11 protein-coding genes and 1 pseudogene are annotated in these 15,130 nt (G+C 74.5%); 8 read left to right on the top strand and 4 right to left on the bottom strand.

Annotation, left to right across the window (positions count from 1 at the left end):
- The first annotated feature begins 113 nt into the window (after positions 1-113).
- Positions 114-1,289 carry a SpoIIE family protein phosphatase gene (locus tag AB0P35_RS30280; protein ID WP_363517131.1) on the top strand — a complete coding sequence of 392 codons (1,176 nt, stop codon included), beginning with the start codon at positions 114-116 and terminating at the stop codon, positions 1,287-1,289.
- A gap of 418 nt (positions 1,290-1,707) precedes the next feature.
- On the opposite strand, the gene AB0P35_RS30275 is transcribed toward AB0P35_RS30280, so the two are convergent.
- Positions 1,708-1,947, bottom strand: a complete 240-nt coding sequence (locus AB0P35_RS30275; RefSeq protein ID WP_363517036.1) for a DUF1918 domain-containing protein — start codon at positions 1,945-1,947, stop codon at positions 1,708-1,710.
- 234 nt (positions 1,948-2,181) lie between these two features.
- Between AB0P35_RS30275 and AB0P35_RS30270 the strand changes: the two genes are divergently transcribed.
- The 4 genes from AB0P35_RS30270 to AB0P35_RS30255 all read left to right on the top strand — a co-directional run bounded on the left by AB0P35_RS30270 (position 2,182) and on the right by AB0P35_RS30255 (position 7,351).
- Positions 2,182-2,913, top strand: a complete 732-nt coding sequence (locus tag AB0P35_RS30270; RefSeq protein ID WP_363517033.1) for an ABC transporter ATP-binding protein — start codon at positions 2,182-2,184, stop codon at positions 2,911-2,913.
- A 3-nt stretch (positions 2,914-2,916) separates the two neighbouring features.
- Positions 2,917-5,844 (top strand): FtsX-like permease family protein, encoded by a 2,928-nt coding sequence (locus AB0P35_RS30265; RefSeq protein WP_363517030.1) that lies wholly within the window; start codon positions 2,917-2,919, stop codon positions 5,842-5,844.
- A gap of 282 nt (positions 5,845-6,126) precedes the next feature.
- On the top strand, positions 6,127-6,651 hold the full coding sequence (locus tag AB0P35_RS30260; protein WP_363517027.1) for a flavodoxin domain-containing protein: 525 nt from the start codon (positions 6,127-6,129) through the stop codon (positions 6,649-6,651).
- 61 nt (positions 6,652-6,712) lie between these two features.
- The gene (locus AB0P35_RS30255; protein WP_363517024.1) at positions 6,713-7,351 is read left to right on the top strand and encodes a hypothetical protein; all 639 of its coding nucleotides are present in this window, start codon (positions 6,713-6,715) and stop codon (positions 7,349-7,351) included.
- 22 nt (positions 7,352-7,373) lie between these two features.
- On the opposite strand, the gene AB0P35_RS30250 is transcribed toward AB0P35_RS30255, so the two are convergent.
- Together AB0P35_RS30250 and AB0P35_RS30245 are read right to left on the bottom strand one after the other, a co-directional pair.
- On the bottom strand, positions 7,374-9,761 hold the full coding sequence (locus AB0P35_RS30250) for a glycosyl hydrolase family 65 protein (RefSeq protein ID WP_363517021.1): 2,388 nt from the start codon (positions 9,759-9,761) through the stop codon (positions 7,374-7,376).
- A 252-nt stretch (positions 9,762-10,013) separates the two neighbouring features.
- Complete coding sequence (locus AB0P35_RS30245) at positions 10,014-10,550, bottom strand: flavodoxin domain-containing protein (protein WP_363517018.1); 537 nt, start codon at positions 10,548-10,550, stop codon at positions 10,014-10,016.
- 322 nt (positions 10,551-10,872) lie between these two features.
- On the opposite strand from AB0P35_RS30245, the gene AB0P35_RS30240 reads away from it, so the two are divergent.
- Positions 10,873-13,617, top strand: a complete 2,745-nt coding sequence (locus tag AB0P35_RS30240) for a GNAT family N-acetyltransferase (protein WP_363517015.1) — start codon at positions 10,873-10,875, stop codon at positions 13,615-13,617.
- A 142-nt stretch (positions 13,618-13,759) separates the two neighbouring features.
- On the opposite strand, the gene AB0P35_RS30235 is transcribed toward AB0P35_RS30240, so the two are convergent.
- A complete protein-coding gene (locus tag AB0P35_RS30235) occupies positions 13,760-14,332 on the bottom strand; it encodes an MBL fold metallo-hydrolase RNA specificity domain-containing protein (protein ID WP_363517012.1) in 573 nt (190 codons plus the stop codon).
- A gap of 75 nt (positions 14,333-14,407) precedes the next feature.
- On the opposite strand from AB0P35_RS30235, the pseudogene AB0P35_RS30230 reads away from it, so the two are divergent.
- A pseudogene (locus tag AB0P35_RS30230) lies at positions 14,408-14,605 on the top strand (LuxR C-terminal-related transcriptional regulator); the annotation flags it as partial.
- Positions 14,606-14,715: 110 nt separating this feature from the next.
- Positions 14,716-15,015 (top strand): SHOCT domain-containing protein, encoded by a 300-nt coding sequence (locus AB0P35_RS30225; protein ID WP_363517009.1) that lies wholly within the window; start codon positions 14,716-14,718, stop codon positions 15,013-15,015.
- Positions 15,016-15,130 lie beyond the last annotated feature (115 nt).

The following is a 15,130-nucleotide window of genomic DNA, read 5'->3' as shown; positions in this document are numbered from 1 at the left end:
CACCGCGTCCGGCATGCGCAAGGCCCCGTGGCCGCGGTTCGCGCCGCGGACCGTCCACAACCTGCGACGGACCGGTGATCGACTATCGGGCGGTCTTCCAGGCCCTGCCCGGCATGGTCGCCCTGCTCACCCCGGAACTGGTGTACGCCGACGCGAACGAGGAGTTCGCCCGGCTCTCCGGCCGGACACGCGACCAACTGGTCGGCCGCTACCTGTTCGACGTGTTCCCCGACAATCCGAACGATCCGGAGGCGACCGGCGCCCGCAACCTGGAGGCGTCCCTGCGAAGGGTCCTGGAGACGGGCGAGCGCGACACCATGGCTCTGCAACGCTACGACGTGGAGAACCCGGAGCGGCCCGGGGAGTGGGAGGAACGCTACTGGAGTCCGGTCAACGCCCCCGTCCTGGGACCGGACGGCAGCGTGGTGCTCCTGGTGCACCGGGTCGAGGAGATCACCGAGCTGATCCGGGCCCACGGCCTCCCCGAGGGAAACCGTGCCCGTGTCCTGGAGGCGGAGCTCTACACCCGTGCTCGGGAACTGCAGGAGGTGAACGAGGGCCTGCGTGAGGCGCACGCACGTGAGCGGGAGGTCGCCCTCGCCCTCCAGGCGGCCATGCTTCCCACCCTGCCGGCGATCGGCGAGGTCCGCGCGGCCGTTCGGTACCGGCCCGCGGTCGGCACGCTGCACGTGTGCGGGGACTGGTACGACCTGGTCGCCCTGCCCGGGCATCGGACGGCCGTCGCCGTCGGCGACGTCGTCGGGAGCGGACTCGCCGCCGCAGGGGTCATGGGCCAGCTCCGAAGCGCCCTCAGCGCCGCGTCACGGGTCGCCGACGGGCCGGCCCGGTCGCTGGACGTACTCGGCCTCTATTCCCGCTTCGTGGACGGTGCCGAGAGTGCGACCGCTGCGACCGCCTTCATCGATCACGACACCCGGACGGTCGCCTACAGCAGTGCCGGGCACCCGCCCCCCGCACTCCTGCACCGCGACGGCGTCGTCGAGTTCCTCGACCGGGCCACCGACCCGCCGCTCGGAGCCCGGCCCGAGCACGTACCGCGTCCGCAGGCCGAGGTGCGCTTCGAGGACGGTGACACGCTCGTGCTGTACACCGACGGCCTGATCGAGCGCCGCCGGGAGGACATCGACGTCGGACTGGACCGCCTCGCCCGGTCGCTGTCCGCACGACCGGCCGCCCTGCCCGAAGCCCTGGCCGACAGCGTGCTGGCCGAACTGCTACCGCCCGGAGGCGCCACCGACGACACGGCACTCGTCGTCGTCCGGCTCTGAACCGCCGCAGGCCCCGCGCAGCCGCCGACCGGGCCCGGCGACAGGCCTGAAGCGAGCAACCCGCACCGGTGGGAGCCCGAGGAGTCCAAGACCCGCATCGTCATGACCGCCCTCGCCCGCCAGTGACAGGACCGGTCCTGGCCTTGAGCCAGGACGGCACCGTGTGGGTGTGGGCGAGATGTGCGGGCCGGCGTTGAGACGGCGGGCGTCCATCTGACGGCCGGCGCGTCCGACGACTTCACCGTCCCGGACACCGACCCGCAGGACATGGAGCTGCTCCACTTCACCAGCGGGATCACCGGCACCCCCAAGGGTGCGGTCCCGGATCGACGAGGACGACTACCCGCGCATGGCCACACTCGCCGGGAGCGCGGCCCTCCCGGCCGAACGCACCTGACCGTGCCGGAGGGGGCCGTCCTCAGTCGGTGAAGGTGTGGAACACACCGGCCGCCCGCCAGTCCTGCCCGTGGTGCTCGAAGTGGTGCAGCTGGGTGTCCGGGCCGGGGAAGAACATCGACACCCGGCCGGTCTCGGACCAGCGCACGTCCCACGGTGGGCTGCCGTCCGGGTGGTGCAGCGCCACGATCTCCCCGTCACGGCGCGCGGCGCCGGGCCGGGTGGCGTTCACGATGACCCGATCTCCGATGTCGGCCTTCATGGCGGGCCTCCGCCCTCGAATGGTCCCGGGCGATCCGGGCCCCCTCCTCGGGTCCAGACCAACAGAAGCCCCGAGGTCCCACCAGGGCCGGGTGGACCCCTCACCCGGGCCGAACGGCCCGTCGACCGGAGGCCCCGTCCGCCCGGGGATTGGAGCCGGTCGGCACTTGGGACCGGACGGAACCCGGACGAGGCTCGGAGTCGGGGACCGCCCGGCGACGAACAGGAGACGGCCATGGCCACCCGGACGAGCGATGCGCCGGTGCCGCTGCTGGCCGCCACCGGTGTCCGCAAGGTCTACCGGACCGGCACCGTCCAGGTGACCGCCCTGCGGGACCTCGACCTCACCGTCCTGCCCGGCGAACTCGTCGGCGTGATGGGCCCGTCGGGATCGGGCAAGACCACCCTGCTCAACTGCCTCTCCGGTCTGGACGACATCGACGCCGGCCGGGTCGAGGTCGACGGCCGCGACCTGTTCGCCATGTCGGACGCCGAACGCACCGAGCACCGCGCCCGCACGATGGGCTTCGTCTTCCAGGCCTTCAACCTGATCCCGGTCTTCTCCGCCGCCGAGAACGTCGAACTCCCGCTGCTGCTCACCGGCACCGCACCACGCGAGGCCCGCACCCGGGCCGGGGCCATGCTGGAACGCGTCGGCCTCGGCCACCGCACGACGCACCGGCCCAGCGAACTCTCCGGCGGCGAACAGCAGCGGGTCACCATCGCCCGCGCCCTGGTCGCCCGCCCGGCCGTGGTGTGGGCGGACGAGCCCACCGGCAACCTGGACAGCACCATGGCCGCCCAGGTGATGGACCTGCTGCACACCCTCAACCGCGACGAGGGCCAGACCATCGTGCTGGTCACCCACGACGAGGCCATCGGCGCCCGGCTGCCCCGCGTCATCCGGATGCGCGACGGGCGGCTCGTCTCCGACACCCGGCAGCCCACGCTGCAGTCGGCGGGCTGACCCATGTACCCGAACCTCCTCCTCCCGCTCCTCGCCGTCCTCGGCGTCGCCCTGCTGACGCTGCTGCTCGTCGCCGTCCGCAAGCCCGTGGTGCGCCGCCTGGCGCTGCGCCAGGTCGCCCGGCGCCGCACCGAGGCAGCCCTGGTCGTCACCGGCTCCGTGCTCGGCACGGCGATCATCGTCGGCGCCCTGGTGGTCGGTGACACCCTGAACTTCTCGGTCCGCCAGGAGGCGTACCGCACCCTCGGGCCGGTGGACGAACGGATCGTCAGCACCGGCCCGGCGGCAGGACGCGCGATCGCCGACCGGCTGCTGCCCCTGGCGGCCGATCCCGACGTCGACGGTGTCCTGACCGCCGAGGTCGCGCAGGCCGCGGCGGTCAACACCCACGCCGCCCAACCCGTTGCCGAACCCCGGGTGCTCGCCTGGCAGCTCGACTTCGACGCGGCCGGACGCTTCGGCGCCGACGGCGGTCCCTCCGGGCTCGCCGGACCGACACCACCCCCGGGCCAGGTCGTCCTCAACGAACCCCTCGCCCGCTCGCTGAAGACCGGCGTCGGCCGTCCCGTCACGCTGTACCTGAACGGGCACGCCGCCGACTTCACGGTGGCCAGGATCGTCCCGCAGCAGGGCCTCGCGGGCGCCGGACTCGGCGGACGGGTCAACCGCGACGCCTTCCTGCCGCCCGGCACGCTGGACGCGGCCGGAGCCGGCCAGACACACTCGGTGACCCTGGTGTCCAACCGCGGCGGCGTCGAGGCGGGGGAGAAGCTCACCGACCCCGTCACCGCCGAGATCCGCAGCGCGCTGGGCCCCGACGCGGGCCGGGCCGCCGTCGAGACCCCGAAGCACACCGTCCTCGCGCAGGCCGACGCGACCGGCGACGCCCTCGGCGCCCTCTTCCTGATGATCGGCAGCTTCAGCATCATCGCCGGTGCGCTGCTGCTGGTGAACATCTTCGTGATGCTCGCCGAGGAGCGGAAGACCCAGCTGGGCATGCTGCGGGCGGTCGGACTCAAACGGGCCCACCTGGTCGGCTCGTTCAGCATCGAAGGGGCCCTCTACGCGCTGGCCGCCGCACTGCCGGGCGTGGCCATCGGCATCGCGGTCGGCTGGGGCGTCGCCGTGGCCGCCGCCCAGATCTTCCGCAGCTGGTCGGTGGACGGCAGCGGCCTCGACATCGCCTTCGCCGTCACCCCGACCAGCCTGGTCAACGGCGCCGCACTCGGCCTGGTGATCGCCCTGGCGGCGATCGCCGCCACCAGCGCCCGGATCAGCCGCTTCAACGTCATCGCCGCCGTGCGCGACCTACCGGTCGAGTCCGGCCGCCGCCCGCGCCGCCGACGGGTGGCCGTCTGCACCGCCCTGAGCCTGCTCTGCGCACTGGCCGCAGTCCCGGCCCTCGCTCGGAGCCAGGCCGAACAGACCTATCTGCTGCCCGCCCTGGCCGTCGCCCTCGCAGTGCCCGCCGCATCGCGGATGATGCCGCGCCGGGCTGCCACCAGCATCGCGGCGGCGCTGGTCCTGCTCTGGACGCTGGTGGCGAGCGTGATCCGCCCCCGTGTCTTCGACACCCCGTCCATGGCGGTCTACGTCATCCTCGGCACCCTGGCCGCCTTCTCCGCCGTGGTCCTGGTCAGCGAGAACCAGCAGGCCGTGCTGCGACCGCTGCGGCGCCTGACGAACCGCCCCACCCAGCAGGGGCTCGCCGCGCGACTCGCCGCGGCGTACCCGCTGGCCAAACGGTTCCGCACCGGCTCGACCATGGTGATGTACACCCTGATCGTGCTCGTCCTGGTGCTGCTCACCGAGATCAGCGGCATCATGAACGCCAGCATCGACCAGGCCGCAGCCGACGCCACCGCCGGCTACACCCTCCGGGTGGACTACAACCCGCAGACGGCAGGTCCGAGCCCCCTTGCAGACCTGCGCACCGGCCCGCTCGCGCGGCAGATCGAGGCCGTCGCCCCGCTGCTGGAGGCCCGCGGGCAGGCAACCGACCCCGGCCACCGCACCGCCAAGCTGCTCGAGACCGCCGTCGTCGGCGTGCCCGACGGGGCGGCGAGCGGATTCGCCTTCCGCGACCGCCTGCCCGGCCTGCCGGACGACAAGGCGGTCTGGGCGGCCCTCGCCACCCACCCCGACTACGTCGTCCTGGACAACTTCTTCGGCCACACCGGCGGCCCCAGCGGCCGGTTCTACGCCCCCGGCGACACCCTGACCCTGACCGACCCGGTCACCGGCCGCGCCGAGCCGAAGACCATCGCCGGCGTGCTCACCAGCGGGCTCGCCTTCTACCCGGGCACCGGCAGCAGCGCCACCGTCTTCCCGCTGGTCATGGGCGAGCAGGCAGTCCACGCACAGTTCGACCCACAGGCGCGGACCGCCGCCGCCCTGATCCGGACCGCCCCCGGCACCTCGCCGGAGGACCTCGCCGGCCGGCTGCAGGGCAGCCACCTCTCCGCGAGCCTGGTCGCCACACCGATCGCCGCCGACGTGCACCGGCTGTTCGCCGCCAACACCGCCTTCTTCCGGCTGATGCAGGGCTTCCTCGCCCTCGGCCTGCTCATCGGCATCACCGGACTCGGCGTCGTCATGGTCCGCGCCGTCCGCGAACGCCGCCGCACCATCGGCGTCCTGCGCGCCCTCGGCTGCCAGGCCCGCACGGTCGAGCGGTCCTTCCTCTGGGAGAGCGGGATCGTCGCACTGGAGGGCACCCTGCTGGGCGCCGTGCTCGGGGTGCTCACCACCTGGCTGATGTACCAGAGGAGCTCCGCCTTCACCGGCCTCGACGGCGGCTTCCCCGTCGAGTGGACCCAGATCGCCGTCCTCGCCACCCTCACCCTCGCCGCCTCCCTCCTGGCCGCCGCCGGACCGGCCCGGCACGCCGCACGCATCAGGCCCGCCCTCGCCGTCCGCCTCCCGGACTGACAGTGCTCGGCCGCCTGCCGTCGCCGTGAGCGCCGCAGCGACGGCCGCCGTCCACGCGTCCACCTCGCCCCAGTCGGTGTGTCCGCCGTACCGCCCGCCCGCTCCGGTACCGGCTTCCCCGGGTCCGTCTCGTCACACCCCCTTTCCCGCCCTGCCCGAGCGGGTCCGTTCGGCCCTCGGATCGGGACACGCGGCCCTGTCGCCGCCGCCCGCGGCGGGCCGAAGCTGGAAGCGCAGCCGGTACCGCACCCGTCCGGGAGTCGACACCGTGGGAGGCACGCCATGACGCAGCAGCGGGTCCTCGTGGCCTACGGGAGCAAGCACGGAGCCACGGCCGGCATCGCCAAGGAGATCGGTCGAGTGCTGGGCGAGGAAGGGTTCGCGACCGAGGTCGTCCCGGCCGCCGAGGTCCGCACGGTGGCGGCGTTCGACGCCGTGGTCCTCGGCAGCGCGCTCTACCTGAACCACTGGCAGCGGGACGCGCTCGGCTGCGCCCACCGCCACGCGGACGAACTGGCGCGGCGGCCGGTCTGGCTCTTCAGCAGCGGGCCGGTCGACAGCTCCGCGGAGCAGCACGAGATCCCGCCGGTCGCCCAGGTGGCGAAGGAGTTGGAGCGTCTCGGCGCCCGCGGTCACGTCACCTTCGGCGGCAGCGTGACCGCCGAAACGCCGGGCCTCGTCGCGCGCGGCATGGTCAGGCACGAGAAGGGCGGCGACTTCCGCAACCCCGAGCACATCCGGCGCTGGGCGCGGGAGATCGGCGCCGCGCTCCGCGCCGGCGAGGACCGCGGTCCGACCGGCGCCTGACGGTCCGTTCGGGCCGCGGACAGTCCGCGGCAGTCGCCGCGGCAGACAGAGGAGGCGCGCCATGCCCGCCGCATCCACCTCGCCCCGTCGGGCCGCTGCCGGCCGAGCGTTCCGGCGCCATCTCCGCCGGGCCGCCGGCCTCGACCACAACCCGCTCTGCCGCAGGGCGGACCGGGCCCGCAGCCGGCTGCTGGTCGCCACCGTCCTGCTGGCCGTGCTGTCGGTCGCCGCCGCGCTGGTCACCGCCCAGGTGCTGCTGCACGACCTGCGCGTCGACGCCCGCCGAACGGCCGAGCACCGCCACCGGGTCACCGCCACGACGCTGGCAGCGGCCGTCGGCGACCCCGACCGGCCCCTCGGCACGGCGCATGTCCGGGCCACGTGGACCGCCGCCGGGGCCGATCGGACGGGAACCGTCGAGGTGCCGGGCGGCACGCCGCAGGGCGCAGAGGTGCCGCTGTGGGTCGACGATGCCGGATCGCCCGCCCAACCGGCCCCGCCGGACAGTCAGTTGGCGGTGTCGGCGGCCGGCTACGGCCTCATCGCGCTGGCCGGCGCCGGTACCGTGTCCGCCGTCGTTCTCGTCCTGCGCCGCGGCGTTCTCGACCACCGGGCCGCCGACGCCTGGGAGGGCGACTGGGACATGGTCGAACCGCTCTGGTCCGGCCGTACGGACCGGCCCGGCACCGGCGAGCGGTAGGACGGCCACCGGTCCCGTTCGGTCAGAGGGAGAACGTCCGGCACTCGCCCGGGCGGACGCTGGTGGTGGACCCGCGCAGGCGGACCCGGATCGGCTCCTGGCGGCTCTCGTGCAGCGAGACGGCCACCGTGCGCCGGTCCACGGTGACGGTCACCCCCCAGTGACCGCGGTAGCGGAGGTCGAGCTCCAGGCGGCCGAGGGCCGAGGGCAGCCGCGGGTCGAGCCAGAGCGCGTCCTCGCGGATCTCCAGTCCGGTGTAGCAGCGCTGCAGCAGGTCCACGGTGCCGGCCATCGCGCCTAGGTGGACGCCCTCGGCGGTGGTGCCGCCCTGCAGGTCGTCGCGGTCGGCGGCCAGCGCGTCGCGGAAGAACCGCCACGACGCCTGGCGGTTCGACCGGGTCAGCACCCAGGCGTGCACCACCGCGCTGAGCGTGGAGCCGTGCACCGTCCGCGGCAGGTAGTGGCGGACGGTGCGGCGCAGCAGCTCCTCACCGGCCCGGTAGCCGAGGCGGCGCAGCAGGTTGCGCAGTTCGTGGGTGGAGAAGAGATAGCAGAGCATGAGCGCGTCGGCCTGCTTGGAGGCCTTGTAGCGGTTGACGGTGTCGCCCTCGGCCTCCAGGATCCGGTCGAGGCGCCGGAGGTCGGGGTAGTGGCGGCGGTAGCGGTCCCAGTCGAGCTCGTCGAGGCGCTCGTAGCCCTCGAACTGGCTGAGCACGCCGTCGTGGAACGGTACGTGCAGGCGCCTGCCGACGTCCTGCCAGCGTTCCAGTTCGCCCCGGTCGAGGGCGAGGCGCTCCAGCAGTTCGTCGCGCCGGTAGCCGGGCAGGGCGTCGACGGTGTCCAGGCCGCGGGCCAGCACCCAGGAGGCGAGCACATTGGTGTAGGCGTTGTCGTCCAGGCCCGGCCGGTCGGCCCACGGGTAGGCGTCGTGGTACTCGTCCGGCCCGAGCACACCGCGGATCGAGTACCGCTCGCGCTGCGGATTCCACTCGGCGGCCGAGGACCAGAACCGGGCGATCTCCAGCAGCGTCTCGGCGCCGGTGGTCGCCAGGAAGTCGAGGTCGCCGGTGGCCTGGTAGTACTGCCAGACGTTGTAGGCGACGGCCGAGCCGACGTGCCGCTGGAGATGGCTGTGGTCGGGCAGCCAGCGGCCCGAGAGCGGATTGAGATGCAGCTGCTGCGACTCCTCGCGGCCCTCGCTCGCGCTCTGCCACGGGTACATGGCGCCGCGAAGGCCCGCCTCGCGGGCGGCCGTCCGGGCCGCGCCGAGCCGGCGGTGCCGGTAGCGGAGCACGGCGCGGGCGAGCTCCGGGAAGCGCAGGTTGAGCAGTTGCAGCACGAAGAGCTCGTCCCAGAAGACGTGGCCGCGGTAGGCCTCGCCGTGCAGTCCGCGGGCGGGAATGCCGACGTCCAGGTCGACGGAGTGCTCGGAGTAGGTCTGCAGCAGGTGGAACAGGTGCAGCCGGAGCGTGCCGATCCCGTCGAAGTCGGCGTCGATCCGGCAGCGGCGCCACAGCTCGGCCCACCGCAGCGCGTGTTCCGCCAGCAGCTGTTCGAAGTCCCCGGCCGAGGCCGCGAGGGCGGCCGCCGAGCGCAGCGGCGCGCCGACGGCCGGATCGCGGTCGGTGAAGACCGCCACGGTCTTCTCGACCGTCAGGGGCACCCTCCGCGCGATATCGGCTGTGAGAATCTGTGCCGCCCAGCCGGGCCGGGTCCGCACGGCCGTCGAGGTGGACACGGGAGTGCCCTCCCGGAGCAGCCGGGTGCGGGCGGCGAGGGCGATGTACCGCGGCGAGTTCACCGTGGCGACCTGCAGCAGGAGCAGGCCGTCGGGGCCGGCGCCCTGGTCCACCGGGCGGAGATGGCGACCGGTCAGGCCGCGGTAGCGGGCGACGCCGGCGTTGGTGACGGTGCCGTCCAGCGCCGAGCGGACCTCCAGCGGCCCGGACCAGTTCTCCGGCAGGAGTTCGGTCTCCAGCGCCGCCAGGTGCGGCTGGGCCTGGCTGGCGATCCGTCGTTGGACGAGCCGGGTCCGGCGTCCCTCTCCGTCCTCCACCAGGGCGTGGCGGGTCAGGACGCCCCGGCGCAGGTCGAGCTCCAGGCGCTGGGTGGCGGGCGGCCCGGTGAACCAGGCGCCGCCGGCCGGCCGGAAGGTGAGCGGCAGCCAGTTCGGGCAGTTGACCAGATCCTCGTTCTCGACCTGCCGTCCGCCGATCACGGTGGCCGCGCGGTCGTAGCAGCCGGCCAGGTACGTCCCCGGATAGTGGGTTCCGTCGGCCGTGGACTCCGGTGCGGCGCCTCGGGTGACCAGGTAACCGTTGCCCACAGCGCAGAGCGTCTCGCGCACACCCTCCGCGGACGGGTCGAAGCCCTCGTGGACGAGGCGCCATGCGTCCCTGGGAGGGCCCATGCACGCCACCTCCCGTCTGCGCCGACACCCGGGCAGCCACGCTATGCCGCTGCCCGGGTGTCGGCATCCGCTGGTCGGCCCACCCGCGGTGCTCCCGATGGCGCGGGCGGGTGCCTCCTCCGCCGCGACGGGCGCGGTCACGGTCGGCACCGTCCTCCCGCCACTGGTAAGAGGCCTTGACGTCCTCCTCCTCGCGGACGCCTGCCGGGAGCCGGAGCTTACGGCCGGACACGCCGTAGCGGAGGCGGGTGGTCAGACCAGCGCCGCTCCCCACGTCCTGGCACGGTCGAGTTCGCCGGCCCGCAGCGGGCCCTCGGCGTCCTCGACGATGAAGCCCTCGGGCTCGGCGAGCACGTCGTAGTGGTGGTGGGCCAGCCTCCGGGCGATTCCCTCCGCGGCGCCGCCGCTCAGCCGGAAGTCGGCGCGGGTGTCGAAGGCCGCGGCGTGCGTGCCGCTCTCCGTTTCCGGCAGCCTGTGGAACCAGGCGCGCAGGCCAGGGCTCTCGTCCGGTTCGGGGTCGGACGCCAGCGCCCCGCTCTCCCGGGCGGCCTTCTGCGCCTGCGCGCCGTGGGCCAGCCTGCGGCTGAGCCCGGAGGACATCCCGTGCATGTGGGTCGGGCCTCCGACCACCAGCAGGTCGGCCGCCCGGGTCGCGTCGGCGGTCGCCTCGGCGACCGGCAGGCAGCTGACATCCGCGTCCGGCGCGGCCTCGTGCACGCCCGCGGCGATCGCCTCGGCGACCTGCCGGGTGTTGCCGTACATGCTCTCGTAGACGATCACTGCCTGCATGACTAGGTCACCTCGTCGTGTATCCGGATCTCCGCCGCGCGGCACGGTCCGGGCGCTGTCTGCCGTACTCATGAACACGGCGGCCTCCGGTGCGGCTCGGCTCGATCACCTACCTCCATGGTCGGGCGGTGGGGCGGCGGCCGACAGGGCCGACCGGACCCGACGGGGTGGGCCGTGCGGGTCCCGGCGTCCCGGGCCCGCCCCGGTGGACCGGCCACCGGGGCCGGTCGGCCCTGTCGATGCCTCCCGCGGCGGAGGACGGTGGAAGGAGGGAGCCCGGGGCCCGTCGACCGTGCCACCGGACCGGACCGAGGGAGCCGCCATGTCCATCACCGAGCCGCCGGTGTCCGCGGCCGAGGCCCTGCTGACGGACGGGACGACCGTCCTCGTCCGTCCCGTCGAGGCAGGAGACCGCGCCGCCGTCCTCGAACTGCACGAGCACGGGATGTCCGACACGAGCCGCCGCATGCGGTTCCTCGGGGCCAGCCGCGTGGCTCCCCAGATGGTTGCCGACCGGTTGTGCGGCCCCGGCCGGTCCGGGGTGCTGGCCCTCGGGGCCTGGGCGGACGGCCGCCTGGTGGGAGAAGCCGACTGCGAGGCCACCGCCCCCGGCAGCGGGAGCGCCGAGCTGGCCATGGCGGTCGCCGACGCCTGGCACCACCGCGGCGTCGGCACCCTGCTGGTCGAGCACCTCGTCCACGCCGCCCGCAAGCGCGGCATCCGCGAGTTCGTCGCCGACACGCTGGCCGGCAACCGGTCCGTCCACCGGGTCTTCTCCGACCTGGGGCTGCCGGTGCACCGGCACCTCGACCACGGCGAGATCCGGGTGCGCGTCCCGCTCGACGAGGACGACGAGGGCTACCTCCGTGCCGTCGACGAACGCGGCCGGACCGCCGACCTGGCCAGCCTGGCCGCGCTGCTCCGCCCGCGGACGGTCGCGGTCGTGGGCGCGTCCCGCCGCACCGGCTCGGTGGGCCGCACGATACTGCTGAAGATCCGCCGGGGCGGCTTCACCGGGCCACTGTGGGCCGTGAACCCGCACACCGGGGTGATCGCCGGCGAGCCCGCCTACCCGGGAATCGCCGAGCTGCCCGGGGTACCGGACCTCGCCGTGCTCGCCGTGCCGCCGGCGGCGGTGCCGGGCGCGGCCGAGGACTGCGGACGGGCCGGCACGAAGGCGCTCGTGGTGCTCACCTCCGGCCTCGACGCGGCGCAGGCGCGGCGGCTGATGCACAGCTGCCGGCGCCACAGCATGCGTCTCGTGGGCCCGAACAGCCTCGGCATCGCCCAGACCGATCCCCAGATCCGGCTCGACGCGGAGTTCGGCGGCGCCTTCCCCCTGCCGGGCACGGCCGGCGTCGCCGTGCAGTCCGGGGGAGTGGGCATCGCCCTGCTCGAACGGCTCGCCTGGCTGGGCATCGGCGTCTCCACCTTCGTCTCACTCGGGGACAAGTACGACGTCAGCGGCAACGACCTGCTGCAGTGGTGGGAGAGCGACGGCCGGACCGACCTGGCCCTGCTGCACCTCGAATCCTTCGGCAGCCCGCGCGCCTTCGCCAGGACGGCACGGCGCGTCACCCGCACGCTCCCGGTGCTCACCGTCGACGCGGGTCGCTCCGACGCCGGCAGGCGCGGCGCCGCCTCGCACACCGCGGCCGCCGCGACGCCGACCGTCACCCGGGAGACGCTCTTCCGCCAGGCGGGGATCACCGCCGCGCACAGCGTCGCCGAACTCGTCGAGGCCGCGGCCCTGCTCCACACCCAGCCGCTGCCCGACGGACGCGGCCGCGTGGCGGTGGTGTCCAACGCCGGCGGGATCGGCATCCTCGCCGCGGACGCCTGCGCCGAGGCCGGGCTCCAACTGCCGCCGCTGCCCGCAGACACGGTCGCGGAGCTGCGCGACCTGCTGCCGGCCGGCGCGGGCACGGCCAATCCCGTCGACACGACCGCGGCCGTCGGCCCGGCCGAGCTCAGGGCCTGCCTCGACGCACTCGCGCGGGCCGACACCGTCGACGCACTGCTGGTCTGCCTCGTGCCGACCGCCCTCGTCCAGGACGACGCCGACCAGCCGCTCCACGCGCTGCTGCACGGCCCGGGCCGCCGGCACCTGCCGGTCGCGGCCGTCCTGCTGGACCAGGAGGTGCCCGTCCAGTACCGGACCTGCGCGGACGGCGGACGGCTGCCGTCCTACGCGGACCCGGCCGCGGCCGCGCGCGCCCTCGCCCACGCCCGGGACCGGGCCAGATGGCTGGCCGAACCGCCCTCCGCTCCGGCCGCGCCGCCGGCCGCCGACACCGACCGCGCCCGCCGGCTGATCGACGCGTTCCTCACCACCCACCCCGACGGCGGATGGCTCGACCCCGAGACCGCCGCCGACCTGCTCGACTGCTACCGGCTGCCGCTCACCGCCTCGATCCGCGCCCGGAGCGAGCACGAGGCCGTGCTCGCCGGCCGGACGCTGCGCCCGCTCGGCCACGAAGGCCGCGTCGCAGCCAAGGCCTACTGGCCCGGCCAGGTGCACAAGAGCGCCGAAGGCGCCGTCCGCCTCGGCATCGGCAGCGACACCGACGCGCGGGAGTGCTACCGGGACTTCCGCGCCCGCTTCGGCGACCGGATGGCCGGCCTGGTGGTCCAACCCATGGCCGCGCCCGGCCTGGAACTGCTGGTCGGCGCTGTCCAGGACGAGGTGTTCGGGCCGCTGGTCCTGCTCGGCCTCGGCGGCACCGCGACCGACGTCCTCGGCGACCGCACCGCCCGGCTCGCCCCGCTCACCGAACGGGACGTGGAGACCATGCCCGCCGACCTGCGGGCGGCCCCACTGATCCTCGGCCGCCCGGGCGCGCCGGAGACGGACCTCGCCGCGCTCCGCCGGGTGCTCGCCGGAGTGTCCGCCCTGGCCTGGGACCAGCCCCAGGCCGTCGAGGTCGACCTCAACCCGCTCATCGCGCGGCCCGACGGCGTCGTCTGCGTGGACGCCCGGATCCGGGTCGAGCCCAGGCCCTCCTTCGATCCCTACCTGCGGCGACTGCGCCGTCCGGCCCTGGCCGGCGAGGCGAGCGGGCCGTGAGGCGGGTGCGGACCAGGAACGGGCGGTGGCACTCCACCGGCGGATCGCGCGGATCGACGGCCCCACCGGTCTCACGGACCACGTCCGGTGGGAGACCGACGACAGCGCACCACCGGCGGCGGGCTGAGCCCGCCCGTCCCGATCAGTGGACCAGGACGCGCTCGCCCGAGCGCGGCACCACGGCCGTCCAGCCGAGTTCGCGGTCGATCCGGTCCCGGAGGGCCTCCGCCCCCTCGGGCTGGCCGTGCACCAGGTAGGTGGCGCTCGGCGGCGGTGCGGCCCGCAGCCAGTCGATGATCTCCGCCGCGTCGGCGTGGGCGGAGAACGCCGGAACGTTCACCACCTCCGCACGGACCGGCACGTAAGTGCCGTACATCTTCAGGACCCTTGCTCCGTCGACCAGTTGGCGGGCGCGCGTGCCCTCCGCCGCGTAGCCGACCACGACGACGGTGTTGCGTGGGTCGGGCAGCAGCCGCCGCAGGTGGTGCACGACGCGGCCGCCGGTGGCCATGCCCGAGGCGGAGACCAGCACGCACGGCACGGCGGAGCGCTCCAGGGCCAGCGACTCCTGGAGCGAGTGGATCAGCTGGAACGGCTCGGGGCCGAGGGCCGTCGTGTCGTTCAGCACGTCGGGCCGCAACTCCGGGGAGCGGACGGCGAACGCGTCGCGGTACACCTGGAGTGCGGCCAGGGCCATCGGGCTGTCCACGTACACCGGAGCGCCGGCGGGCAGCCGTCCGGTGCGGCGCAGTTCGGCGAGCTGGTGCAGGACGACCTCGGTGCGGCGTCCCGCGAGCGGGAGATCCTCGCACTGGTCGGCGAGGGCAGGACCAACCGGCAGATCGGCAAGGAGCTCTATCTCGCCGAGAAAACGGTCAAGAACCACGTGTCGCGGCTGCTCGCCAAACTCGGTGTCGAGCGGCGCCTCCACGCTGCCGCACTCGCCGCACAGGCCGACACGGAGCACCGGTCGTCGCACTTCCACTGAGCCGCACGACCCGGCGGATCGGGCCGCTCGGCCCATGTGCGTCCGGCGCCGCAGGCGCACCGTAGGGGTGAGGGCATCCGCCCCCACCCCCGCCGGCCAAGGAGCCCGCGATGATGTACTGGAACAACCACGGTATGAACGGGTGGGGCATCGCCATGATGAGCCTCACCACCCTGCTCGTCCTCGGGCTGCTGACCGCCGGCGTCGTGCTGCTGGCCCGCTACCTCGGCCACGCGACCGTCCAGCCGCCCGCCCGCACACCGGCCGTACCCCCGGCCGCACCGCACACCGAGCCCCGCGCCCCCGAGACGCTGCTCGCCGAGCGCCTGGCCCGCGGGGAGATAGACACGGACGAGTACCGGCGGCGCTTGGACGCCCTGGGCGCCGCGCACTGGCCGGCCTCCGGCTGACCTGATCACCGAGGAACCCTCATGCCCGCCATCGCCCTGGACGCCGCCGCCCTGGAGACGCTGGTCGCCGCGGCGGTCGCCGCGCCGTCCATCCACAACAGCCAGCCCTGGCACT

The sequence above is a fragment of the Kitasatospora sp. NPDC085879 genome, assembly GCF_040686255.1.
In the GTDB taxonomy this organism is placed as follows: domain Bacteria; phylum Actinomycetota; class Actinomycetes; order Streptomycetales; family Streptomycetaceae; genus Kitasatospora.
The sequence above is the reverse complement of the archived record's forward strand: the minus strand, read 5'-3'. Positions and strand labels throughout refer to the sequence as shown.